Origin of the sequence: Citrobacter sp. S39, assembly GCF_009495675.1 — a bacterium.
Classification (GTDB): Bacteria; Pseudomonadota; Gammaproteobacteria; order Enterobacterales; family Enterobacteriaceae; genus Citrobacter; species Citrobacter freundii.
In genome coordinates this window covers 946,151-969,643 of record NZ_CP045555.1, presented here as the reverse complement: position 1 = coordinate 969,643, position 23,493 = coordinate 946,151, and the positions used below count along the sequence as shown (strand labels likewise).

Annotated in this window: 20 protein-coding genes; 2 read left to right on the top strand and 18 right to left on the bottom strand. The window is 51.2% G+C overall.

Annotated elements, in window-relative coordinates:
* Window positions 1-94: 94 nt before the first annotated feature.
* The 16 genes from pstS to asnC all read right to left on the bottom strand — a co-directional run bounded on the left by pstS (window position 95) and on the right by asnC (window position 17,023).
* On the bottom strand, window positions 95-1,135 hold the full coding sequence (pstS, locus tag GFB57_RS04480) for a phosphate ABC transporter substrate-binding protein PstS (RefSeq protein WP_003023814.1): 1,041 nt from the start codon (window positions 1,133-1,135) through the stop codon (window positions 95-97).
* A gap of 334 nt (window positions 1,136-1,469) precedes the next feature.
* Entirely contained in the window at window positions 1,470-3,299 is a 1,830-nt protein-coding gene (gene glmS, locus GFB57_RS04475) for a glutamine--fructose-6-phosphate transaminase (isomerizing) (RefSeq protein WP_003023813.1), read from the bottom strand.
* Between the two features lie 224 nt (window positions 3,300-3,523).
* Window positions 3,524-4,894 carry a bifunctional UDP-N-acetylglucosamine diphosphorylase/glucosamine-1-phosphate N-acetyltransferase GlmU gene (glmU, locus tag GFB57_RS04470; RefSeq protein ID WP_003023811.1) on the bottom strand — a complete coding sequence of 457 codons (1,371 nt, stop codon included), beginning with the start codon at window positions 4,892-4,894 and terminating at the stop codon, window positions 3,524-3,526.
* A gap of 646 nt (window positions 4,895-5,540) precedes the next feature.
* On the bottom strand, window positions 5,541-5,960 hold the full coding sequence (locus GFB57_RS04465) for a F0F1 ATP synthase subunit epsilon (protein WP_003023809.1): 420 nt from the start codon (window positions 5,958-5,960) through the stop codon (window positions 5,541-5,543).
* Window positions 5,961-5,980: 20 nt separating this feature from the next.
* Window positions 5,981-7,363: a F0F1 ATP synthase subunit beta gene (gene atpD, locus GFB57_RS04460; protein ID WP_003023806.1), complete on the bottom strand. Its 1,383-nt coding sequence runs from the start codon at window positions 7,361-7,363 to the stop codon at window positions 5,981-5,983.
* Window positions 7,364-7,389: 26 nt separating this feature from the next.
* Window positions 7,390-8,253, bottom strand: coding sequence for a F0F1 ATP synthase subunit gamma (gene atpG / locus GFB57_RS04455; RefSeq protein WP_003023804.1), 864 nt, complete (start codon window positions 8,251-8,253; stop codon window positions 7,390-7,392).
* A gap of 50 nt (window positions 8,254-8,303) precedes the next feature.
* Complete coding sequence (gene atpA, locus GFB57_RS04450) at window positions 8,304-9,845, bottom strand: F0F1 ATP synthase subunit alpha (protein ID WP_003023802.1); 1,542 nt, start codon at window positions 9,843-9,845, stop codon at window positions 8,304-8,306.
* 12 nt (window positions 9,846-9,857) lie between these two features.
* Window positions 9,858-10,391, bottom strand: a complete 534-nt coding sequence (gene atpH, locus GFB57_RS04445) for a F0F1 ATP synthase subunit delta (protein WP_003023799.1) — start codon at window positions 10,389-10,391, stop codon at window positions 9,858-9,860.
* 14 nt (window positions 10,392-10,405) lie between these two features.
* Window positions 10,406-10,876 (bottom strand): F0F1 ATP synthase subunit B, encoded by a 471-nt coding sequence (atpF, locus tag GFB57_RS04440; protein ID WP_003023796.1) that lies wholly within the window; start codon window positions 10,874-10,876, stop codon window positions 10,406-10,408.
* A 59-nt stretch (window positions 10,877-10,935) separates the two neighbouring features.
* On the bottom strand, window positions 10,936-11,175 hold the full coding sequence (atpE, locus tag GFB57_RS04435; protein ID WP_003023794.1) for a F0F1 ATP synthase subunit C: 240 nt from the start codon (window positions 11,173-11,175) through the stop codon (window positions 10,936-10,938).
* Window positions 11,176-11,221: 46 nt separating this feature from the next.
* Window positions 11,222-12,037 (bottom strand): F0F1 ATP synthase subunit A, encoded by an 816-nt coding sequence (gene atpB, locus GFB57_RS04430; RefSeq protein WP_003023792.1) that lies wholly within the window; start codon window positions 12,035-12,037, stop codon window positions 11,222-11,224.
* Window positions 12,038-12,044: 7 nt separating this feature from the next.
* Window positions 12,045-12,425, bottom strand: a complete 381-nt coding sequence (gene atpI, locus GFB57_RS04425) for a F0F1 ATP synthase subunit I (protein ID WP_003023790.1) — start codon at window positions 12,423-12,425, stop codon at window positions 12,045-12,047.
* Window positions 12,426-13,039: 614 nt separating this feature from the next.
* Window positions 13,040-13,663 carry a 16S rRNA (guanine(527)-N(7))-methyltransferase RsmG gene (rsmG, locus tag GFB57_RS04420; protein ID WP_003023788.1) on the bottom strand — a complete coding sequence of 208 codons (624 nt, stop codon included), beginning with the start codon at window positions 13,661-13,663 and terminating at the stop codon, window positions 13,040-13,042.
* 101 nt (window positions 13,664-13,764) lie between these two features.
* On the bottom strand, window positions 13,765-15,654 hold the full coding sequence (mnmG, locus tag GFB57_RS04415; protein WP_290366937.1) for a tRNA uridine-5-carboxymethylaminomethyl(34) synthesis enzyme MnmG: 1,890 nt from the start codon (window positions 15,652-15,654) through the stop codon (window positions 13,765-13,767).
* A 372-nt stretch (window positions 15,655-16,026) separates the two neighbouring features.
* Window positions 16,027-16,476, bottom strand: a complete 450-nt coding sequence (gene mioC / locus GFB57_RS04410; RefSeq protein ID WP_003023782.1) for an FMN-binding protein MioC — start codon at window positions 16,474-16,476, stop codon at window positions 16,027-16,029.
* A gap of 88 nt (window positions 16,477-16,564) precedes the next feature.
* Entirely contained in the window at window positions 16,565-17,023 is a 459-nt protein-coding gene (asnC, locus tag GFB57_RS04405) for a transcriptional regulator AsnC (protein WP_003023780.1), read from the bottom strand.
* 151 nt (window positions 17,024-17,174) lie between these two features.
* Between asnC and asnA the strand changes: the two genes are divergently transcribed.
* Window positions 17,175-18,167 (top strand): aspartate--ammonia ligase, encoded by a 993-nt coding sequence (asnA, locus tag GFB57_RS04400; protein WP_003023777.1) that lies wholly within the window; start codon window positions 17,175-17,177, stop codon window positions 18,165-18,167.
* A 3-nt stretch (window positions 18,168-18,170) separates the two neighbouring features.
* On the opposite strand, the gene viaA is transcribed toward asnA, so the two are convergent.
* Window positions 18,171-19,622, bottom strand: coding sequence for an ATPase RavA stimulator ViaA (gene viaA, locus GFB57_RS04395; RefSeq protein ID WP_003023773.1), 1,452 nt, complete (start codon window positions 19,620-19,622; stop codon window positions 18,171-18,173).
* Window positions 19,616-21,112 carry an ATPase RavA gene (gene ravA, locus GFB57_RS04390; RefSeq protein WP_003023770.1) on the bottom strand — a complete coding sequence of 499 codons (1,497 nt, stop codon included), beginning with the start codon at window positions 21,110-21,112 and terminating at the stop codon, window positions 19,616-19,618. The genes viaA and ravA overlap by 7 nt, the downstream gene beginning before the upstream one ends.
* Before the next feature lie 329 nt (window positions 21,113-21,441).
* Between ravA and kup the strand changes: the two genes are divergently transcribed.
* Complete coding sequence (gene kup, locus GFB57_RS04385; RefSeq protein WP_003023768.1) at window positions 21,442-23,310, top strand: low affinity potassium transporter Kup; 1,869 nt, start codon at window positions 21,442-21,444, stop codon at window positions 23,308-23,310.
* Window positions 23,311-23,493: the final 183 nt, after the last annotated feature.

Sequence of the window (23,493 nt, the reverse complement as noted above, 5' to 3'; positions counted from 1 at the left end):
CGCTACGCTTATCCGGCCTACAAAGCGGGCCTACAGTCGAAACCGTAGGGCGGATAAGCGTAGCGCCATCCGCCAACTCGTTAAAGATATTCTATTAGTACAGCGCTTTACCGCTGCTGTCTTTCACGTTGGTCTTCCATGCAGCACGAACCTGCTCAACCACGCTGTCTGGCAGGCTGGCGTAATCCAGGTCGTTAGCCTGTTTGCCGCCATTTTTGTACGCCCAGTCGAAGAACTTCAGCACTTCTGCGCTCTGCTCTGGTTTCTTCGACTCTTTATGGACCAGGATGAAGGTGGTGGAGGTGATTGGCCACGCGTCGTCACCTTTCTGGTTAGTCAGATCCTGAGCGAAGGTTTTGCTCCAGTCAGCGCCTTTTGCGGCGTTAGCAAAGCTCTCTTCTGTCGGGCTTACCGGTTTGCCATCAGCAGAGACCAGCTTGGTGTACGCCAGGTTGTTCTGCTTAGCGTAAGCGTACTCAACGTAGCCGATAGAACCCGGCAGACGCTGTACGAACGCAGCGATACCGTCGTTACCTTTACCGCCCAGACCGGTCGGCCAGTTCACGGTAGAGCCGGAACCAATTTTAGATTTCCACTCTTCGTTTACTTTTGCCAGGTAGCTGGTGAAAACGAAGGAAGTACCGGAACCGTCAGCGCGACGCACAACGGCGATATTCTGTGAAGGCAGCTTCAGACCCGGGTTCAGTTTGGTGATGGCTTCATCATCCCACTTCTTAATTTTACCGAGGTAGATGTCACCCAGCGTTTTACCGTCCAGCACCAGCTCGCCGGATTTCAGGCCCGGGATATTCACAGCCAGCACTACGCCACCGATCACGGTCGGGAACTGGAACAGACCTTCTTGCGCCAGTTTTTCGTCAGACAGCGGTGCATCAGAAGCGCCGAAATCAACGGTATTGGCCGTAATTTGTTTTACACCACCGGAGGAGCCGATACCCTGGTAGTTTACTTTGCTACCGGTCTCTTTCTGATAGGTATCTGCCCATTTGGCATACACTGGCGCAGGGAAGGTTGCACCTGCACCTGTCAGGCTCGCTGCTGCAAACGCAGAGAACGCGCTCATGGATAAGGTCGCGGCGACAACAGTTGCGACAGTGGTACGCATAACTTTCATAATGTCTCCTGCACGGTTTTCGTAAATCGTTGTTTGAGTTGCTACTGTGAGCAAAATAGGACAAACAGGTGACAGTTAAATGTACGAAATATGACAGTTTTATGACAACGAAAAATACGGGAAGTTTTTTATCTAAAAACACATTCAAAACAAAAAGTTAGTCGATATCATGACAATAACATTTCGTTAAAATTTTCTTTTTATGACACTGAAAACAGTAGTTGAAGATGACGGTTTGTCACATAAAACAGGCGGGATAATTGATTAAAAACAGAACAAGTTTAAAAAAATGCCCCGCTTGTAGCAGGGCATTTCCAGTTCAGTTAAGCACGGATTACTCTACGGTAACTGACTTCGCCAGGTTACGCGGCTGATCGACGTCGGTGCCTTTAATCAGTGCCACATGATACGCCAGCAGCTGCAGCGGAACGGTGTAGAAGATCGGTGCAATCACCTCTTCCACATGCGGCATCTCGATGATGTGCATGTTTTCGCTGCTGGTAAAGCCAGCATCCTGGTCAGCAAAGACGTACAGCTGACCGCCACGGGCGCGAACTTCTTCAATGTTGGATTTCAGTTTTTCCAACAGTTCGTTGTTCGGCGCAACCACGATAACCGGCATATCGGCATCAATCAGGGCCAGCGGACCGTGTTTCAGTTCACCTGCGGCATAAGCTTCAGCGTGAATATAAGAGATCTCTTTCAGCTTCAGCGCGCCTTCCAGCGCAATTGGATACTGATCGCCACGGCCAAGGAACAGCGCATGATGTTTGTCAGAGAAACCTTCTGCCAGAGCGGCAATGCGTTTGTCCTGAGACAACATCTGCTCAATACGACTCGGCAGCGCCTGCAGACCGTGAACGATCTCCTGCTCAATAGACGCATCAAGGCCTTTCAGACGGGACAGTTTCGCCACCAGCATCAGCAGAACGGTCAACTGAGTGGTAAATGCCTTCGTGGAGGCCACACCGATTTCGGTACCGGCATTGGTCATCATCGCCAGGTCAGATTCACGCACCAGAGAAGATCCCGGTACGTTACAGATAGCCAGCGATCCCAGATAGCCCAGCTCTTTAGATAAGCGCAGGCCCGCCAGGGTATCCGCCGTTTCACCAGACTGAGAAAGGGTAATCATCAGGCTGTTACGACGCACGGCGGATTTGCGATAGCGGAATTCGGAAGCGATTTCGACATCACAAGGAATACCCGCCAGCGATTCAAACCAGTAGCGGGACACCATACCGGAGTTGTAAGACGTACCGCAGGCGATAATCTGGATATGCTCAACCTGAGACAGCAGCTCGTTGGCACGCGACCCCAGCTCGCTTAAATCCACTTCACCGTGGCTAATGCGCCCGGTCAGCGTATTTTTAATCGCGTTCGGCTGTTCGTAGATCTCTTTCTGCATGTAGTGGCGATAAATACCTTTTTCGCCCGCGTCATACTGCAGATTCGATTCGATATCCTGACGTTTCACTTCTGCGCCAGACTTGTCGAAAATAGAGACAGAACGACGAGTCACTTCCGCGATGTCACCCTCTTCCAGGAAGATGAAGCGACGGGTTACCGGCAGCAGCGCCAGCTGATCGGAAGCGATGAAGTTTTCGCCCATACCCAGACCAATCACCAGCGGGCTACCAGAACGGGCCGCCAGCAGAGTTTCCGGGTTACGGGTATCCATGATCACTGTGCCGTAGGCACCGCGCAGCTGCGGAATAGTACGCAGCACGGCTTCACGCAGCGTTCCACCCTGTTCCAGTTCCCAGTGCACCAGGTGAGCAATCACTTCGGTGTCGGTTTCAGAAACAAAGGTATAGCCACGCGTTTTCAACAGCTCACGCAGTGGTTCATGGTTTTCAATGATGCCGTTATGCACCACAACAATGTGTTCAGAAACATGGGGATGCGCGTTCGCTTCTGAAGGTTCACCGTGTGTCGCCCAGCGGGTGTGAGCGATACCTGTACCACCATGCAACGGATGTTCTTCCGCAGCAGCAGTCAGCATCTGCACTTTACCCAGACGACGCAGACGGGTCATGTTACCTTCAGCATCGACGACGGCCAGACCAGCAGAGTCATAACCACGATATTCCAGACGACGTAAACCTTCGAGAAGGATTTCAGCTACATCACGCTGCGCGATAGCGCCAACAATTCCACACATATTTTTTGATTCCGAATTTAGGCATTATGCCTGTCGTTGTCGCTGACCTGTATTTGCCCATTTCGGGCGCCCCGAGCCTTGTAGAGAGTGGGGTTATTTTTATGGTACTGCTTGTTGAGCGGAGGATTATGTTATCCCCTCATCTCTTGTGTGCCTGATGGCGCTTACGCTTATCAGGCCTATAGAACGTCACCGCACGTAGGCCGCCATCCGGCAAAAATCACTTACTTCTTCTTCACCGGACGCTGCCAGCCCTGTTTATGGACCTGAGGTACACGGCTTAATACCAGTTCGTTATCGGCGACATTACGCGTTACGGTGGTTCCGGCGGCGATCGTTGCACCTTTACCCACGGTGACAGGCGCCACCAGCTGAGTATCAGAACCCACAAACACATCATCACCAATAATGGTTTTAAACTTATTGGCGCCATCGTAGTTGCAGGTAATCGTACCCGCGCCGATATTCACGTTATCGCCAATTTCCGCATCGCCCAGGTAGGTCAAATGACCGGCTTTGGAGCCTTTACCCAGACGCGCTTTTTTCATTTCGACGAAGTTACCCACGTGTGCGCCTTCCTGCAGCTCAGCACCCGGGCGCAGACGTGCGAATGGACCAATGGTGCAAGCGGCTTCCAGATGGGCATCTTCCACCACACTGTATGGGCTAAGCTCGCAACCCTCACCAATCACGCTGTTTTTGATGATGCAACCGGCGCCAATCTTGACGCGATCCCCAACGGTTACGTTACCTTCAATGATAACGTTAGTATCAATTTCAACATCGCGCCCGTGAATAAGCGTACCGCGAAGATCAAAACGTGCCGGATCGCGCAGCATCACGCCTGCCAGCAGCAGTTTTTCTGCCTGCTCGGACTGATAAACACGTTCCAGACGGGATAGCTGAAGACGGTTATTCACCCCTTCAGTTTCGCTAATGCGTGCCGGATGTACTGCAGCAATTTCACGTCCTTCCTGATACGCCATCGCGATGATATCGGTGATGTAGTATTCACCCTGCACGTTGTTGTTGGTCAGTTTAGACAGCCAACGCTTCATGTCAGCGCCGTTGGCAATCAGGATACCAGTGTTTATTTCCTGGATTTGACGCTGCTCGTCGGTGGCATCTTTATGCTCAACGATACCCGTGACATTGCCGTTATCGCGGGTAATTCGGCCATAACCGGTTGGGTCATCAAGTTTTACCGTTAGCAAGCCAATGCCGCCCTGCGGTTTGGCTTCACGCAGGCGACGTAAGGTATCGGTAGAGATCAGCGGCACATCGCCATAGAGCATTAAAATGTCTTCATCATCACCAAAGAATGGCGCCGCCTGCTGCATTGCATGGCCGGTACCCAACTGTTCCGCCTGCAGAACCCAGTTCAGATTGCCATCTTTCAGCGTCTGCTTGAGCAAATCACCACCGTGCCCGTAGACCAGATGTACGTGAGTCGCACCTAATTCATTAGCAGCATCAATGACATGCTGAACCATCGGTTTTCCTGCGAGGGTATGCAGCACTTTAGGGAGATCGGAATACATACGCGTGCCTTTGCCTGCGGCAAGGATCACGACGCTCATAGCTTTATTCAACATACACGTCCTGACTGTAATTTGAGAACGAATTTATACCGTTTCACATTGAAAATACTACATTTTTTTCATCGTGAAATGGACCGAAGATAAAACGTTCAACAGGGGTAATTCCCCATCTGATAACTCACTATTTTCGTCTAAATCAGTGTCTTTTGTCTGCCAAAAACCTGGGGTCTGCTCTTATTAAAGCCTTAGGTTAATGTTTTTGCTATTTTTTTACCGCATGAATAAAGAGTTACACATGCAAAGCCCGATTTTATTTATGTGATTCAGTGAGAAACCGAAAATGCGTACGCGAAATAAAAAGTTGAGGGAGAAGAGTAGGGGAGGGGATTTATAACAACAAGTGGCGCTGACTGATAAACCATATCAAGCATCGCGCCAGAGGATAGGCAGGTAAGTCTAAAAGCTCATATTGCTGAACATGGCGATGATTTTATTGAGTAATTTCATGTTGGCATCTCTTTTTATCTGATTTTATTATGTGACATACATCACATAAAAAGAGTCTACGCCGCATTTTTTAGCCAATCAATATTTTTATGATCTAAATCACAAAACAGCTTTCAATTTAAATGTTCTTGCAGCAAAAACAAAAAAAGCCAGCCTGGAAACCAGACTGGCCTTTGTGCTTTTCAAGCCGGTGTTACATCGCTTTTTTGGTCAACTCGATAACGCGCAGTTTCGCGATCGCTTTGGCCAGTTCCGCAGATGCCTGAGCGTAATCCACGTCACCATGAGAGCTCTTGATGTGCTCTTCAGCCTTACGCTTCGCTTCCAGGGCTCTCGCTTCATCGAGATCCTGTCCGCGAATCGCGGTATCAGCCAGAACGGTCACGCTGCCAGGCTGCACTTCGAGAATGCCGCCGGACAGGTAGATAAACTCTTCATGACCGAACTGTTTAACGATGCGGATCATACCAGGCTTAATGGCGGTGAGCAGCGGTGCGTGACCAGGGAAAATACCCAGTTCACCTTCACTACCCGTTACCTGGATTTTCTCGACCAGACCAGAGAACATTTGTTGCTCTGCGCTGACGACGTCCAGGTGGTAAGTCATTGCCATATCACCCTCCGATTAAGGCGTTAAAGTTTTTTGGCTTTTTCCACGGCTTCGTCGATAGAACCAACCATGTAGAACGCCTGCTCTGGCAGGTGGTCGTATTCGCCTTCCATGATGCCTTTAAAGCCACGGATGGTGTCTTTCAGGGAAACGTATTTGCCCGGAGAACCGGTGAATACTTCCGCAACGAAGAACGGCTGGGACAGGAAGCGCTGAATCTTACGTGCGCGTGCTACCACCAGTTTATCTTCTTCAGACAGTTCATCCATACCCAGGATGGCGATGATGTCTTTCAGTTCCTGATAACGCTGCAGCAGGGACTGTACGCCACGCGCGGTGTCGTAGTGTTCCTGACCAACAACCAGCGGATCCAGCTGACGGCTGGTGGAGTCCAGCGGGTCAACTGCCGGGTAGATACCCAGAGATGCGATCTGACGGCTCAGTACCACGGTTGCATCCAAGTGAGCAAAGGTGGTTGCTGGGGATGGGTCAGTCAAGTCATCCGCTGGTACGTATACCGCCTGAACGGAGGTGATAGAACCGGTTTTGGTGGAGGTGATACGTTCCTGCAGAACACCCATCTCTTCCGCCAGGGTCGGCTGGTAGCCTACCGCTGATGGCATACGACCCAGCAGTGCAGATACTTCTGTACCGGCCAGGGTGTAACGATAGATGTTATCAACGAACAGCAGAACGTCACGACCTTCGTCACGGAACTTCTCAGCCATGGTCAGACCGGTCAGCGCAACACGCAGACGGTTTCCCGGCGGCTCGTTCATCTGGCCATATACCAGGGATACTTTGTCCAGAACGTTGGAGTCGGTCATTTCGTGGTAGAAGTCGTTACCCTCACGAGTACGTTCACCTACGCCCGCAAACACGGAGTAACCGGAGTGTTCGATCGCGATGTTACGGATCAGCTCCATCATGTTTACGGTTTTACCTACCCCCGCACCACCGAACAGACCAACTTTACCGCCCTTAGCGAACGGACACATCAGGTCGATAACTTTGATACCGGTTTCCAGCAGTTCCTGAGAGCTTGACAGCTCTTCGTAGGAAGGTGCTGCACGGTGGATAGCCCAACGCTCTTCTTCACCGATATCGCCTTTCATGTCGATCGGGTGACCCAGGACGTTCATGATACGACCCAGCGTTGCTTTACCTACCGGGACTTCGATCGGGTGCTCGAGGTCTTTAACTTCCAGACCACGACGCAGACCGTCAGAAGAACCCATGGCGATGGTACGTACGATACCGCCGCCGAGCTGCTGCTGAACTTCCAGCACCAGGCTCTCTTTACCATTCATAACCTCAAGAGCATCGTACACGCGCGGTACGGCATCCTGAGGGAATTCGACGTCAACCACGGCGCCGATTACCTGGACAATTTTTCCAGTAGCCATCTTGAATCCTCTACGAATTAACCTGGTTATACCGCGGATGCACCACCGACGATTTCGGTGAGTTCCTGAGTAATGCTGGCCTGACGAGCTTTGTTGTATACCAACTGCAGCTCTTTAATCAGGCTGCCGCCATTGTCGGTCGCGGCTTTCATCGCCACCATACGTGCGGCCTGCTCGCTGGCCAGGTTTTCTACCACGCCCTGATAAACCTGAGACTCGACATAACGACGCAGCAGGGTATCCAGCAGCGCTTTCGGGTCTGGCTCATACAGGTAATCCCAGGATTTACGCTTCAATTCATCATCATCTGATGCCGGCAGAGGCAGCAGTTGGGTGATGGTTGGCGTCTGAGACATGGTGTTAATAAATTTGTTGCTGACAACGTACAGTCTGTCCAGGCGACCTTCATCGTAGGCCTGCAGCATCACTTTAACCGGACCGATCAGTTCGGACAGGGAAGGGTTATCCCCCATACCGGTTACCTGAGCAATCACATTACCGCCAACGGAGTTAAAGAAAGACACGCCCTTAGAGCCGATCATTGCGATATCGCACTGAACGCCTTTATCGGACCATGTTTTCATATCCGCCAGCAGCTTTTTGAACAGGTTAATGTTCAAGCCACCGCACAGACCACGGTCGGTCGACACCACCAGGTAGCCCACGCGTTTAACGTCGCGTTCTTCCAGGTAAGGGTGCTTATATTCCAGATTACCATTCGCAAGGTGACCAATCACTTTGCGCATGGTCTCTGCATAAGGACGGCTGGCCGCCATGCGATCCTGCGATTTACGCATTTTGGAAGCGGCGACCATCTCCATCGCTTTAGTGATCTTCTGCGTGTTCTGGACGCTTGCGATCTTACTACGTATCTCTTTTGCGCCGGCCATGAGCTTCTCCTCAATGCCTTGCGGTCCACCCTAAAGCAGACCGCCAGACGTTACCAGGACTGGGTTGCCTTGAAGGAATCGAGGATAGCTTTCAGCTTGCCTTCGATTTCATCGTTATAGCCACCGGACTGGTTGATCTCTTGCATCAGCGGAGCGTGGTCACGGTCAACGTAAGCCAGCAGAGCGGCTTCGAAGCTACCGATTTTCGCCAGTTCCACATCTTCGAGGTAACCGCGTTCAGCCGCGAACAGCACCACACCCTGCTGTGCAACAGACATTGGCGCATACTGTTTCTGCTTCAGCAGTTCAGTTACTTTCTGACCGTGGCTCAGCTGCTTACGAGTAGCTTCATCCAGGTCGGAAGCGAACTGAGAAAACGCTGCCAGTTCACGATACTGCGCCAGTGCGGTACGAATACCACCGGACAGTTTCTTGATGATCTTGGTCTGCGCTGCACCACCAACACGAGATACGGAGATACCCGGGTTAACTGCCGGACGAATACCGGAGTTAAATAGGTTGGTTTCCAGGAAGATCTGACCATCGGTAATAGAAATTACGTTGGTCGGAACGAACGCAGAAACGTCACCCGCCTGGGTTTCGATAATCGGCAGAGCGGTCAGGGAGCCAGTTTTACCTTTAACTTCACCATTGGTGAACTTCTCAACGTATTCCGCGTTTACGCGGGATGCGCGTTCCAGCAGACGGGAGTGGAGGTAAAATACGTCGCCCGGGAATGCTTCACGTCCTGGTGGACGACGCAGCAGCAGGGAAACCTGACGGTAAGCAACAGCCTGTTTAGACAGGTCATCGTAAACGATCAGTGCATCTTCACCGCGGTCACGGAAGTATTCGCCCATTGCGCAACCGGCATATGGCGCCAGGTATTGCAGTGCAGCAGATTCAGACGCGGTCGCCACAACAACGATGGTGTTGGACAGTGCGCCGTGTTCTTCCAGTTTACGAACCACGTTAGAAATGGTGGACGCTTTCTGGCCGATAGCCACGTACACACATTTGATGCCGGAATCACGCTGGTTGATGATGGCATCGATTGCCATCGCGGTTTTACCTGTCTGACGGTCACCGATGATCAGCTCACGCTGGCCACGACCGATTGGGATCATGGCATCAACAGATTTATAACCGGTCTGTACTGGCTGGTCGACGGACTGACGTTCGATTACGCCTGGTGCGATAACTTCGATTGGCGAGAAGCCATCGTTATCAACCGGACCTTTACCGTCAATCGGGGAACCCAGAGTGTTCACCACACGACCCAGCAGGCCACGGCCAACCGGAACTTCCAGAATACGACCCGTACACTTAACCTTCATGCCTTCGGCGAGGTCAGCGTATGGACCCATCACAACTGCACCTACGGAGTCGCGCTCCAGGTTCAGTGCGATAGCGTAACGGTTACCCGGCAGGGAAATCATCTCACCCTGCATACAATCGGCCAGGCCGTGAATGCGGATAACACCGTCACTTACAGAAACAATAGTACCTTCGTTGTGAGCTTCGCTCACAACATTGAACTGAGCAATGCGCTGCTTGATCAGTTCGCTGATTTCGGTGGAATTCAGTTGCATGCTCCAGTCCCCTTAAGACTGCAAGACGTCTGCAAGGCGTTCAAGACGGCCGCGTACGCTGCCATCAATGACCATATCACCCGCTCGGATGATTACGCCTGCCATTACAGACTTATCGATTTTGCAATTCAGCTTAACTTTGCGTGACAGACGTTTTTCCATCGCTGCGCTAATCTTCTTAAGCTGTTCATCACTCAGTGCATTGGCAGAAGTAACTTCTACCTCAGAGATAGCCTCACTGGCTGCACGCAGGTGAATAAACTGCTCAAGAACATCCGGGAGCGCATTCAGACGGTTATTTTCAGCCATTACCCGAATCAGGTTTTGGCCGCTTTCGTCCAGTTGCTCACCGCATACGGCGATAAACGACTCAGCGAGCGTTTCCGGCGCCAGCGCGCCAGAGAGAAGCTCTGCCATTTGTTCGTTTTTTGTCACCTCAGCGGCAAACATCAGCATATCCTGCCAACGGTCAACGCTTTGGTGCTCAACGGCAAAGTCAAAAGCTGCTTTGGCGTAGGGGCGAGCTACCGTAACAAATTCAGACATCAGCCCCTCCCTCCTTACAGTTCAGCGACAAGTTTGTCCACGATGTCGCTATTAGCAGCTTCATCCACGGAACGTTCGATGATCTTCTCGGCGCCAGCAACAGCCAGGATAGCAACTTGCTTACGCAGCTCTTCGCGAGCACGTTTACGCTCGGCTTCAATTTCCGCCTGCGCCTGTGCCACGATTTTAGTACGTTCCTGCTCTGCTTCAGTTTTAGCTTCGTCCAGGATCTGAGCACGGCGTTTGTTCGCCTGCTCGATGATTACCTGAGCTTCCGCCTTCGCTTTTTTCAGCTGGTCGGTCGCGCTGGCCTTTGCAAGGTCAAGATCCTTATGTGCTCGTTCTGCAGAAGCAAGGCCGTCAGCAATTTCTTTTTGACGTTTTTCGATGGCAGCCATTAAAGGCGGCCATACGTACTTCATGCAGAACAGAACGAACAGGACAAACGCGATGGCCTGGCCGAGGATTGTTGCGTTAAGATTCACAGCACAATGCCTCTATCTAGTTAACGTTCTGATATTGCTCTTAATTCAAGCAACGCTTACTACGCGACAGCAAACATCACGTACAGACCCAGACCTACAGCGATCATTGGGATTGCATCCACCAGACCCATAACGATAAAGAACTGAGTACGCAGCAGAGGAATCAGATCCGGTTGACGCGCTGCGCCTTCCAGGAATTTACCCCCGAGGATGCCGATACCGATCGCAGCACCGATTGCCGCCAGACCCATCATCACAGCGGCAGCAATGTACAGCAGATCCATATTCAGGTTTTCCATGACAGTCTCCAGTTTGTTTCAGTTAAAACGTAGTAGTGTTGGTAAATTAATGCTCTTCAGATGCCATCGACAGATAGACAATCGTCAGAACCATAAATATGAAGGCTTGCAGCGTGATAATCAGTATGTGGAAAATGGCCCACGGCACATTCAGGATCCACTGTGACCACCACGGCAACAGACCAGCAATCAGAATGAAAATCAGCTCACCAGCGTACATGTTACCGAACAGTCGCAGACCAAGTGAGATTGGTTTGGACAGCAGGCTTACCCCTTCAAGGATTAAGTTGACAGGGATGAACGCCCAGTGATTGAACGGCTGCAGCGTCAACTCTTTCGCGAAGCCACCGATGCCTTTCATTTTGATGCTGTAGAACAGAATGAGGATAAATACGCCCAGCGCCATCGACAGGGTGATGTTCACGTCAGCAGACGGAACCACACGCAGAGCCGGTAGGCCAAAGATATGCTCACCGATGTACGGCAGCAGGTCGATAGGCAGCAAATCCATCAAGTTCATCAGGAATACCCAGACGAAAATCGTCAGGGCCAGCGGAGCAATCAGCTTGCTTTTGCCATGGTACATGTCTTTCACGCTACCATGCACAAAGCCGATTACCAGCTCAATCGCAGTCTGAAATTTACCTGGTACGCCGCTGGTCGCCTTTTTGGCTACGCTACGGAACATAAGCAGGAACAACAGACCCAGAACCACCGAGAAGAAAATGGAGTCAATATTGAGCGTCCAGAAGGTGGCTGGGGGGTTGTGCGGATCCACCAGCGAGAATGTACGTAGGTCCAACTGAAGGTTATTCAGATGGTGTCCTATGTAATCCTGCGGCGTCATATTTTCTGAAGCCATGATGCCTTTACCCTTTGTTGTTAATTACAGCCGGCGCCAGTATCTGAACCACCAGCACCAAAACCCACGTAACGATCAGCGGCATGAATACCGCTTTCAAAACAGCCAACGCCACCACCAACAACACCAGCATAGCTAATACCTTGAAGGCTTCGCCGAAAGCGAACGTCCAGGCTACTCGGCCTTTAGCTGGTGTATGTGCCTGGTGACGCCAGGCAAATATCATAAACAACACATTAGGCAGTAACACTGCCAATCCACCGCACAATGCGGAGATGCCCCAGAAAGGGTCTTTGAGGCTAAATAGCAGTCCACTTGCTATTACCGCCAGAAACTGTGTGAGCAAAAGCTTACGAGCAACGTTTCGACTCAAGAGCGACATAGACATCACGTTTTTACTCCTGCTCCCTTCGAGGTATGCCGCGTGTCGTATAAAACGTTCTTTATGGCTTAGAGTCAAGCATCAAAAAGCGGTCAAATTATACGGTGCGCCTTCTCGATTTCAAACAATAAGTAGCTAAAAAGTGAATAAATGTTTAAATATTTTTCGCTACGCCACATTTATCACTTTTATGCAAACTGTGAACGATCATGCAAAACTGCAAAAGCCGCGTAAACACTGGCTGCAAAGCGTGCACCAGATCACATATTAAGCATATTCGCCCCGGCACTATTTATTTACTTGGCAAATGATGCCATTTCAACTTTTTGATATTTAAGCCTAAAATTCGTTACTGTTTTAAAAATAGCGAATAACAACAAAAAAACCACCCATTGACATTTATAATAAAAAATTAACACGAGCGGTGATTCTTTGATTCTATTTTTAGCAGGCTGATATTTTCACAGCTGACTTGTTTCACTTTTAACAAAAAACGGTACGTTATAGTTATGATGCAAAACCGTAAGGCATTAGTGAAATGTAACGACATTTAACCACACTATTCCTTATGACTTTTAACACCCGAAGAACCGTTTTTTTTCTATTTTTTTTGATAAAAATTAAATTTTGTTTGGCTTAATAACCACCAGATGACGTTCACCATCCAGTTGCGGAACGCGTAATTTTTCGACCGACTCGACGCTGAATTCTGCAGGCAACGAGGCAATTTCATCTTCAGGCAACTGCCCTTTTAGCGCATAAAAACGCCCTTCCTGACCAGGCAAATGATGGCACCAGCTCACCATATCATTGAGTGACGCGAAAGCACGGCTAATCACCCCATCAAACGGCGGCTCTGAAGGGAATTCTTCAACGCGACTTTGCACTGGAGTGATGTTAGTAAGCGCAAGCTCATGCTGCACCTGGCGCAAGAAACGAACGCGTTTTCCCAGGCTATCCAGCAGTGTGAAATGCGCTTCAGGACGTACGATGGAGAGAGGGATTCCCGGTAGGCCCGGACCAGTGCCGACATCGATAAAACGCTCGCCCTTCAGGTACGGCGCGACGACAATGCTGTCCAGAATATGGCGCACCAGCATTTCGTTGGGATCACGCACCGACGTCAGGTTGTACGCTTTGTTCCATTTATGCAGCATATCGACATACGCAATCAGCTGATTTTTCTGGTGATCGGTAAGAGAAATACCGGCATCAGCCAGCAGACGAGAGAGTTTGTTGAGCACGGTCGTTACCTGTAAATAATCTATTGCCCGACGCGCTGTCGCTTATCGGGCCGACAAATTTGTAGGGCGGGCAAACGAAGCACTCCCGCCAAAAAGTGATATCAAGCGCTGCGACGCAGCATACCTTGTTTTTTCAGCCATACCAGCAGAATGGAGATGGCGGCAGGTGTTACGCCGGAAATACGCGATGCCTGGCCGATCGATACCGGTTTGTGATCGTTCAGTTTGGCAATGACCTCATTCGACAAGCCGGAGACCTGACGATAATCCAGCGTTGCAGGCAACAGGGTGTTCTCATTACGCTGTTGTCTCTCGATCTCTTCCTGCTGACGGGCGATATATCCTTCGTATTTCACCTGAATTTCAACCTGTTCCGCGGCCTGAGCATCATCAAGCGCAGGTGCAAACGCAGATAAAGAGGTCAACTGAGCATAGGTCATATCCGGGCGACGCAGCAGATCTTCACCGCTCGCTTCACGTGACAGAGGTGTCGCCAGGTGAGCATTCACTTCTGCAGCGGACTCCGCTAACGGATTCACCCAGGTTGATTTGAGACGCTGGCGTTCTTGTTCAATACGCTCCAGCTTCTCGTTGAAGCGAGCCCAACGCTCATCGTCCACCAGTCCCAGCTCACGGCCAATTTCGGTCAGACGCAGGTCGGCGTTATCTTCGCGCAGCATCAAACGGTATTCCGCGCGTGAGGTGAACATGCGGTACGGTTCTTTGGTGCCCAGCGTACACAGATCGTCCACCAGCACACCAAGATAAGCCTGATCGCGGCGCGGCGCCCAGCCGTCTTTGTCAGCAGACAAGCGTGCGGCGTTCAGACCAGCCAGCATCCCTTGCGCGGCAGCTTCTTCATAACCGGTCGTACCGTTGATCTGACCAGCAAAGAACAGACCCTGGATGAATTTGCTTTCCAGAGTAGGTTTCAGGTCGCGCGGATCGAAGAAATCATACTCAATCGCGTAGCCAGGACGGACGATTCTGACATTTTCCATCCCCTGCATGGAACGGACTATTTGCATCTGCACATCGAACGGCAGGCTGGTGGAGATGCCATTCGGGTAAATTTCGTTAGACGTCAGTCCTTCCGGTTCGAGGAAGATCTGATGCTGGTTACGATCGGCAAAGCGCATCACTTTGTCTTCGATCGACGGGCAATAGCGTGGGCCGATACCTTCGATCACGCCTGCGTACATCGGGCTACGATCGAGGTTATTACGGATCACATCATGGGTTTTTTCATTGGTATGCGTGATATAACACGGCATCTGGCGCGGATGTTGAGATGCATCGCCCAGGAATGAGAAGACCGGCATCGGGTTATCGCTGTTTTGCTGGCCGAGCACGCTGAAATCAATCGTGCGCGCATCGATTCGCGGCGGTGTACCGGTTTTCAGGCGACTGACGCGCAGCGGCAGTTCACGCAGACGACGTGACAGCGGAATAGACGGCGGATCGCCAGCGCGGCCACCGCTGTAGTTGTCCAGACCAATATGAATTTTGCCGTCGAGGAAAGTCCCCACGGTTAACACGACCGCTTTGGCACGGAACTTCAGTCCCATTTGGGTCACTGCGCCCACGACACGATCGTTTTCAACAATCAGATCTTCAACCGCTTGTTGGAAGATCATCAGGTTGGGTTGATTCTCCAGTGCGGTACGTACCGCCTGTCGATAGAGCACACGATCGGCTTGAGCGCGAGTAGCACGAACGGCAGGCCCTTTGCTGGCGTTTAGTATCCTAAACTGGATACCCGCATGGTCGATCGCTTTTGCCATCAACCCACCAAGCGCATCCACTTCTTTTACCAGGTGTCCCTTCCCAATACCGCCGATCGCCGGGTTGCAGCTCATCTGTCCCAGAGTGTCGATATTGTGTGTCAAAAGCAGAGTCTGTTGACCCATTCGCGCCGCGGCCATTGCGGCCTCGGTGCCTGCATGACCCCCGCCAATGATGATGACGTCAAAAGGATCCTGATAAAACATGGTGATTGCCTCGCATAACGCGGTGTGAAAATGGATTGAAGCCCGGGCCGTGGATTCTACTCAACTTTAGTCGATGGAGAAAGACCTGGGATCCTGGGCATTAAAAAGAAGATCTTTTTATTTAGAGATCTGTTTTATTGTGATCTCTTATTAGGATCGCACCTTTCTGTGGATAAGGTCGATCCTTTAAGTAAGATCAACAGGTTGCTGAGGATCATTAGCTGTGAATGATCGGTGATCCTGGTCCGTATAAGCTGGGATCAGAATGAAGGGTTATACACAACTCAAAAACTGAACAACGGTTGTTCTTGGGATAACTACCGGTTGATCCAAGCTTTTAACCAGAGTTATCCACATAAAAAAGTACGATCTTTACAAATCTCTGAGCAACGGATGCCACGATCCCAGCCAAATTTCAGCCGGATCTTCCGGAATTTCATGTTCCAGTACGTTGATCCTGAGTGTTTCGCCGATCTGTTTTGCCCCACAGGCCTTCAATTCGGCTTCCAGCTTGTCGATTGCGCCGCAAAAGGTGTCATATTCACGACTGCCGATCCCGATTGCACCAAAGTGCACTTGTGACAGGTTCGGTTTCTGCTCGCGTAAGGCATCATATAAAGGCTGCAGGTTGTCAGGAATGTCTCCTGCTCCGTGTGTGGAGCTGATAATCAGCCAGATCCCGTCAGTCGGAACCTCTTCAAGCATTGGCCCATGCAGTATTTCGCTGGAAAAACCGGCGTCGTCCAGCTTTTCAGCCAGATGCTCTGCTACATATTCCGCACTGCCAAGCGTACTACCGCTGATAAGAGTGATGTCTGCCATGATCGCCCACCTTTATAAAGAGGGCGTATTGTACGCTGTGTGCGAGCTGGGATCTACCTGTGGAAAAATAGGGGATTAAAAAAACCGATCATGGCTTGATGGTACGCATAATCGGGTTCTGCAAGACGATCAGGGTTTCAGTGGACTGAATTTCGTCAATTGTTTGGATCTTGTTGATAAGTACCTGCTGCAACGCGTCGATCGATTTGCACATTACCTTAATAAAGATGCTGTAGTGCCCGGTGGTGTAATACGCTTCGGTCACTTCATCGAGGCTTTCCAGTCTTGCAAGTGCTGACGGATAGTCTTTCGCACTTTTCAGAATGATGCCGATAAAGCAGCCGACGTCGTAACCCAATTGTTTGGGACTAACATCAATCCGCGCGCCGGTAATGATCCCGGCCTGCTTCATCTTTTCTACGCGAACGTGAATTGTTCCTGGGCTGACGCCGAACTGTTTGGCTAATTCTGCGTAGGCAGTACGGGCATTTTCCATCAGGGCATCAAGAATGCCGCGGTCCAGATTGTCGATCTGATAATTTTCCATAGGTTTTTCTTATGTAGATTAATGATTCCCTCTATTTTAGTCGTTAATTTTAACGAATCAAAATCGAAGTCGGCTTTTTGTTTGTTGATTATTGAATATTACCTCCATTCTGTTGCTTAATCATAGGCAACAGGACACAGGAGTACACATAATGAAAACCGCTTACATTGCCAAACAACGTCAAATTAGCTTCGTAAAATCTCATTTTTCTCGCCAGCTGGAAGAGCGTTTAGGTCTGATCGAAGTTCAGGCTCCGATCCTCAGCCGCGTTGGAGATGGCACGCAGGATAACTTGTCGGGCTGTGAAAAAGCGGTGCAGGTGAAGGTTAAAGCATTGCCAGACGCTCAATTCGAAGTGGTTCATTCACTGGCGAAGTGGAAGCGTCAAACGTTAGGACAACACGACTTTAGCGCAGGCGAGGGGCTGTACACGCATATGAAAGCCCTGCGTCCCGATGAAGATCGCCTCTCCCCGCTGCACTCAGTGTACGTTGACCAGTGGGACTGGGAGCGCGTGATGGGCGACGGTGAGCGTCAATTCTCCACTCTGAAAAGCACGGTAGAGGCTATCTGGGCGGGAATTAAGGCCACCGAAGCTGCGGTTAGCAAAGAGTTTGGTCTGGCACCGTTCCTGCCAGAGCAGATCCACTTTGTTCATAGCCAGGAGCTGTTATCTCGTTATCCGGATCTTGACGCAAAAGGTCGTGAACGTGCGATCGCTAAAGAGCTGGGCGCGGTATTCCTGGTGGGAATCGGCGGTAAGCTCAGTGACGGTCACCGTCATGATGTACGTGCGCCGGATTATGATGACTGGAGTTCAGAGTCTGAGCTGGGTCATGCCGGTCTGAACGGTGATATTCTGGTCTGGAACCCGGTTCTGGAAGATGCGTTTGAGCTGTCTTCTATGGGGATCCGTGTGGATGCTGACGCTCTGAAACACCAGCTGTCTTTGACTGGTGATGAAGATCGCCTGAGTCTGGAATGGCACCAGGCGCTGCTGCGTGGTGAAATGCCGCAGACGATTGGTGGGGGGATTGGGCAGTCGCGTCTGACCATGCTGTTGCTGCAATTACCGCACATTGGCCAGGTTCAGTGTGGCGTATGGCCGGCCCAGGTACGTGAAAGCGTCGCTTCTCTGCTGTAACAATTAACGCCGCCAGCGTCTGAGCAGGCGGCTTCGCATCCCGGTATCAAAGCGCCAGATATGATCGAAAATGCGCATGATGCCGGGTTTGCCATGTGCTGACATCGCTACCGCATGAAAACGGTGCTGGTGCACCCGCTGTAATTCCCCCACTTTGCTGACGACTTCATCGGGTAATCGCTGAGCGATAAAATCTGAGATAACCACCGCATCGGCATCAAACCATTCCCGACCCTGCATGCGTTCAATAATGGCGCGAAAACAGCTGGCAATATCAGTGCCACCACGAAAGCGTTGACTTAAAAAGCGGATCGCCTGTTCGATGCCCTCCGGACCGGAAAGCTCATAGCGCACCACTTCTGTTGAAAACAGCATAATGAAACAACGCCGGTTATCGGCAAGGGCGACGCGCATTAGCGCCAGGCAAAAGGCTTTCGCACACTGCTCATTAAACCCGCCCATCGATCCTGATGTATCAACGCAGACGATAAAAGGTCCGCGCGGCTGCTCGTCAAAATCCTGATGCACCACCGGACGTTCTGTTACTTTCTCACGCCATGCTTCGCCGTGCAGGCGGTAGGTCAGCAGTTGCTTTTCCACCAGCCGTCGGTAGAACTCGTATTCCAGTTCGGTAATGCCCAACGTGGCCAGTTCTGGCGGTAGCAGGCGCAGGATATCGTCACTTTGCTGGATGCCATCCACCTGCTCCGGGACGGTTGCCGGTTCGCGCACCAGGGTACGGAAGGTTTCCATTGGCGCATCTTTACGCGGCACGGATTTCGCCTCTCTGGAACGACCTAACTGCTCGGCCAGGCGCTGGAGTTCGGGTTGTTGCGTCAGAAATTCACCGTATTTCACCATCAACTGATAATCACCTCGCTTGATTTGGCCCGCGCTCATATCCCACAACCGGCCTGCAGCGTTGTCATTTTCCGCCAGAACGGGTTCCAGTTGTCCGCTAAGGGTCATCCGTTCCTGTACTTCACTGAGCAAATGCTCGCGCTCTTCTTCCAGCAGTTGCTGATTCAGCGTTGTGGTTTGCACCACCAGGCTCAGGCGCCAGCGCTGGAGAAAAAGCGTATGCAGGGCGGGCGTAAAGGTGCTGTTGTCATTGACCAGTTGCTGCGCTTGCCCAGCCCAGGGCGAATGGAGTCGGTGCAATAGCGATAATATTTGCGGTAGTTGAACGATAAACTGCGCATGAGAGAGGAGCTGGCTTTGTTGATAACAAATGACCTCTTCTGCCAACTCTGGCGGCACATGGGTATCTTTGAGGCGGCTACGCAAAGATTCGCGCCAGCGGGGAATATCGTCAGTGATCGCTTTTTTAAGGCGAGGAAATTTTTTAAAAAATACCACCATCTTTGGGGAAGCCAACAGGGCGACGATCATCTCTTCGATCATCGCCTCTTCGCTGACTGCCAGCATTATGTTGAGTGTATCAAGGGTCAGCATTGTTGCGCCTGGCGGATTTGCGCCCCGACATCCTGCAGGCTGGCCTCAATGCGGCCTAACCAGTCGCTATGAATAAACAGGCATTTTTGCTGTTCGCTGAATGCGCTGTGCTGCTGATGCCACTCGTTATCGAGGGCTTCAAGCTCCTGTTTTATCTCTGCGGGCATACTCTCTTGCGAAGCCCCCGGCAGCGCCAGGCGAGAACCCTGTAAACTGACATCGCGCACAACCAGATGCTGTGCACTATCGACTTCCATATTCAGCGTTTGGGCAAAGCCGATCCCGTTTAATTTTCCGCGGATTTCACCGCCTTTTGTTAGCCACAGTTCCAGCGCACTGCGTTCGAAAGCAATATGGATAACTTCCATATCATGCAGCTTTAATGGCTTTTGTAGCAGTAATGTCACGACTGAGGACGTAGCTTCCGGTGGTAAATCATAATGAGGACGACGACTGAACATGCCACCCTGACGGATTACCGTGAACGCCGTTTTGTCGCTTTGTTGCTGCTGGAGTTGAATGCGGCGCTGCACAATACTGCCCAGGCGCGTCAGCATGGCTTGCTGCTGCCAGGCGTGTCCGGTCATCAATATTTCAAGCTGCTGTTGCATCAGATTCAGGCTTTGCGCGTCGTACCACAGACAATCTTTCAGCAGGATCAGGTCGATAGGTACTACCGCATCACGTCCGCTAAAGAAAGCGCTGGCCTGGAGTAAGCGGATCGCTTTTTTCCAGCGACGATCGGACACGTAGGGGGCATTCGGTAGCGTGTCCAACTGCTGGCGTAGGGTGAAAATAAGCTCAAACACGCGATCGGGAAGCTTGATGGCGCCAATGTCTTTTTGCCACTGGTGATACTCTTCATCCGTCACCTGCAATGATGCGGGGACCGGGTTGTCGCTTTCATCCTGCTGACTTAGCAGCATGGAGCGGAAATTGGCCTTGTCCTGAACTTTATCCAGCCACAGACGAATCAGCATTCGGTCGTACAGTGCTTCCAGGCTGCTGTCGGCTTCAGGCAGTTCGTTGGATGCGGCCACCAGCAAACGCATCGGAATTTTTTCTTCATACGCGCCGTTGCGAAAGTGACGTTCGTTAATGGCGGTCAGCAGGGTGTTAAGAATTGCCGGGCCTGCTTTCCAGATTTCATCGAGAAAAACGATTTCAGCTTCAGGAAGATAGCCCGCCGTTAAGCGTTCATAGCGACCTTCGTCTTTAAGGGCCTGAATGGACAGCGGGCCGAAAACTTCTTCCGGCGTAGAGAAGCGCGTCATCAGGTATTCAAAAGCGCGTGCATTTTGGAAGGCAAACTTTAGTCGGCGGGCAATTAAGCTCTTTGCGATCCCCGGGGGCCCTAATAAGAAAACGCTCTCGCCGCTGAGTGCTGCCAGCAGACACAGACGAATGGCGTGGCTACGTTCATAAAGTCCCTTTTCCAGCGCATTGCTCAGACGGGAAATTCTTTCCGCTAATAAATGTGGGTGAGCCATAATGAAGTGGCGTCCTTTCGCCAAATGTACTGCATAAACTGCGAGTATAGATGCTTCACACCATTGCAGTAATAGACTGAAGGTGCGCTTATTTTTCTTTGAGCCAGATTAATCTGGTCTCATTTAGGGGTACGATTTTGTGATTAATCGTGCATACTGTGCGCCTTTTTGTGGGCCAAGGGACGACGCACACATTTCTTATATATACACCAAATCAATCAAGCTGCACCAAGGCGGCAATGGAGTTTTCTCCTGGGATGGGGGGAATAACGAATGCAGCCCACACGGAGTGGCTTGAAAGATGATGTGTATAAACGAAAGACGAGTCTATGAGCACTGATAATAAACAATCATTGTCTGCGATTACCCTTGCAGCCATTGGGGTTGTCTACGGTGATATTGGTACCAGCCCACTTTATACGCTTCGTGAATGTTTGTCCGGCCAGTTTGGTTTTGGCGTTGAACGTGATGCCGTATTTGGTTTTCTCTCGCTGATTTTCTGGCTGCTGATCTTTGTTGTCTCCATTAAATACCTGACGTTTGTCATGCGCGCAGATAACGCCGGAGAAGGCGGGATCCTGACGCTGATGTCATTGGCCGGGCGCAATACCTCGGCGCGAACAACCTCCATGCTGGTCATTATGGGATTGATAGGCGGCAGCTTCTTCTATGGTGAAGTGGTGATTACGCCAGCCATTTCTGTGATGTCTGCGATTGAAGGTCTGGAGATTATTGCCCCGCAACTGGATACTTGGATTGTTCCGCTCTCGATAATCGTACTGACCCTGCTGTTTTTGATTCAAAAACACGGTACCGGCATGGTCGGTAAGCTGTTTGCGCCGATTATGCTGCTGTGGTTCCTGACGCTGGCGGTTTTAGGCGTGCGCAGTATTATTGGCAATCCGGAAGTACTGCAGGCGCTAAATCCGTATTGGGCGGTGCATTTCTTCCTCGAATTCAAAACGTTGTCTTTTATTGCGCTAGGTGCGGTGGTGCTGTCGATTACCGGTGTTGAAGCGCTGTATGCGGATATGGGCCACTTCGGTAAGTTGCCGATTCGCCTGGCATGGTTCTCTGTGGTGTTGCCTTCACTGGTACTGAACTATTTTGGTCAGGGGGCGCTATTGTTAAAGCATCCTGAAGCGATCAAAAACCCGTTCTTCCTGTTGGCGCCAGACTGGGCGTTGATCCCGCTACTGATCCTCGCCGCGCTGGCGACGGTTATCGCTTCGCAGGCGGTTATATCCGGTGTCTTCTCGCTGACGCGTCAGGCCGTGCGTTTGGGATATTTATCGCCAATGCGCATTATCCATACCTCGGAAATGGAGTCGGGCCAGATCTACATTCCTTTCGTTAACTGGATGCTCTATTTTGCGGTGGTTATCGTGATTGTGAGTTTTGAACACTCCAGTAATCTGGCCGCGGCGTACGGGATTGCGGTAACGGGGACGATGGTGCTGACCTCTATTTTGTCGACCACCGTGGCGCGCAAAAACTGGCACTGGAATAAATACTTCGTCTTCCTGATCCTGGTGGCATTCTTGTGCGTTGATGTTCCGCTGTTCTCCGCGAACCTCGATAAACTGATTTCCGGCGGTTGGCTGCCTCTGACGTTGGGTCTGGTGATGTTCACCATCATGACCACCTGGAAAAGTGAACGCTTCCGTCTGCTGCGTCGCATGCATGAGCACGGTAACTCTCTGGAGGCGATGATTGCTTCTCTGGAGAAATCGCCACCGGTACGCGTGCCGGGAACGGCGGTGTATATGTCCCGCGCACTGAACGTCATCCCGTTTGCGCTTCTGCATAACCTCAAACATAACAAGGTGCTGCATGAGCGCGTTATTCTGCTGACGCTGCGCACGGAAGATGCGCCCTATGTTCACAACGTGCGTAGGGTGCAGATTGAGCAGTTATCGCCCACCTTCTGGCGCGTAGTTGCCAGCTACGGTTGGCGTGAAACGCCGAACGTGGAGGAAGTGTTCCATCGCTGCGGTCTGGAAGGCTTAAGCTGCCGGATGATGGAAACCTCCTTCTTCATGTCGCACGAGTCGCTGATTGTCGGCAAACGACCGTGGTACTTGCGTCTGCGCGGTAAGCTGTATCTGCTGCTACAGCGCAATGCGCTGCGTGCGCCGGACCAGTTTGAAATCCCACCGAACCGGGTTATTGAGCTCGGTACTCAGGTCGAGATTTAATCTCATCGACGCCCTCTTTCATCGCGAAAGGGGGCGTTTTGTTTTGCCCCTCCCAGTTTTCATTTCATCTAATGATAATCCTTGCGAAACGTTTCGATGGCGATCACATTTTCGTAACGTCGCGGTGGTTTTCTGTCCACTCTTCGCACTACACTTATCTCCAGCGAAACGTTTCGCTAGTGG

Bases quoted from the DNA above. Each gene is read 5' to 3' on its own strand.
- asnC (WP_003023780.1), bottom strand. From the start codon at position 17,023: ATGGAAAATTATCAGATCGACAATCTGGACCGCGGCATTCTTGATGCC.
- glmS (WP_003023813.1), bottom strand. From the start codon at position 3,299: ATGTGTGGAATTGTTGGCGCTATCGCGCAGCGTGATGTAGCTGAAATC.
- kup (WP_003023768.1), top strand. From the start codon at position 21,442: ATGAGCACTGATAATAAACAATCATTGTCTGCGATTACCCTTGCAGCC.
- atpI (WP_003023790.1), bottom strand. From the start codon at position 12,425: ATGTCTATGTCGCTCTTGAGTCGAAACGTTGCTCGTAAGCTTTTGCTC.
- ravA (WP_003023770.1), bottom strand. From the start codon at position 21,112: ATGGCTCACCCACATTTATTAGCGGAAAGAATTTCCCGTCTGAGCAAT.
- asnA (WP_003023777.1), top strand. From the start codon at position 17,175: ATGAAAACCGCTTACATTGCCAAACAACGTCAAATTAGCTTCGTAAAA.
- atpG (WP_003023804.1), bottom strand. From the start codon at position 8,253: ATGGCCGGCGCAAAAGAGATACGTAGTAAGATCGCAAGCGTCCAGAAC.
- pstS (WP_003023814.1), bottom strand. From the start codon at position 1,135: ATGAAAGTTATGCGTACCACTGTCGCAACTGTTGTCGCCGCGACCTTA.
- glmU (WP_003023811.1), bottom strand. From the start codon at position 4,894: ATGTTGAATAAAGCTATGAGCGTCGTGATCCTTGCCGCAGGCAAAGGC.
- mioC (WP_003023782.1), bottom strand. From the start codon at position 16,476: ATGGCAGACATCACTCTTATCAGCGGTAGTACGCTTGGCAGTGCGGAA.
- atpD (WP_003023806.1), bottom strand. From the start codon at position 7,363: ATGGCTACTGGAAAAATTGTCCAGGTAATCGGCGCCGTGGTTGACGTC.
- viaA (WP_003023773.1), bottom strand. From the start codon at position 19,622: ATGCTGACCCTTGATACACTCAACATAATGCTGGCAGTCAGCGAAGAG.
- atpE (WP_003023794.1), bottom strand. From the start codon at position 11,175: ATGGAAAACCTGAATATGGATCTGCTGTACATTGCTGCCGCTGTGATG.
- mnmG (WP_290366937.1), bottom strand. From the start codon at position 15,654: ATGTTTTATCAGGATCCTTTTGACGTCATCATCATTGGCGGGGGTCAT.
- atpB (WP_003023792.1), bottom strand. From the start codon at position 12,037: ATGGCTTCAGAAAATATGACGCCGCAGGATTACATAGGACACCATCTG.
- atpA (WP_003023802.1), bottom strand. From the start codon at position 9,845: ATGCAACTGAATTCCACCGAAATCAGCGAACTGATCAAGCAGCGCATT.
- atpH (WP_003023799.1), bottom strand. From the start codon at position 10,391: ATGTCTGAATTTGTTACGGTAGCTCGCCCCTACGCCAAAGCAGCTTTT.
- GFB57_RS04465 (WP_003023809.1), bottom strand. From the start codon at position 5,960: ATGGCAATGACTTACCACCTGGACGTCGTCAGCGCAGAGCAACAAATG.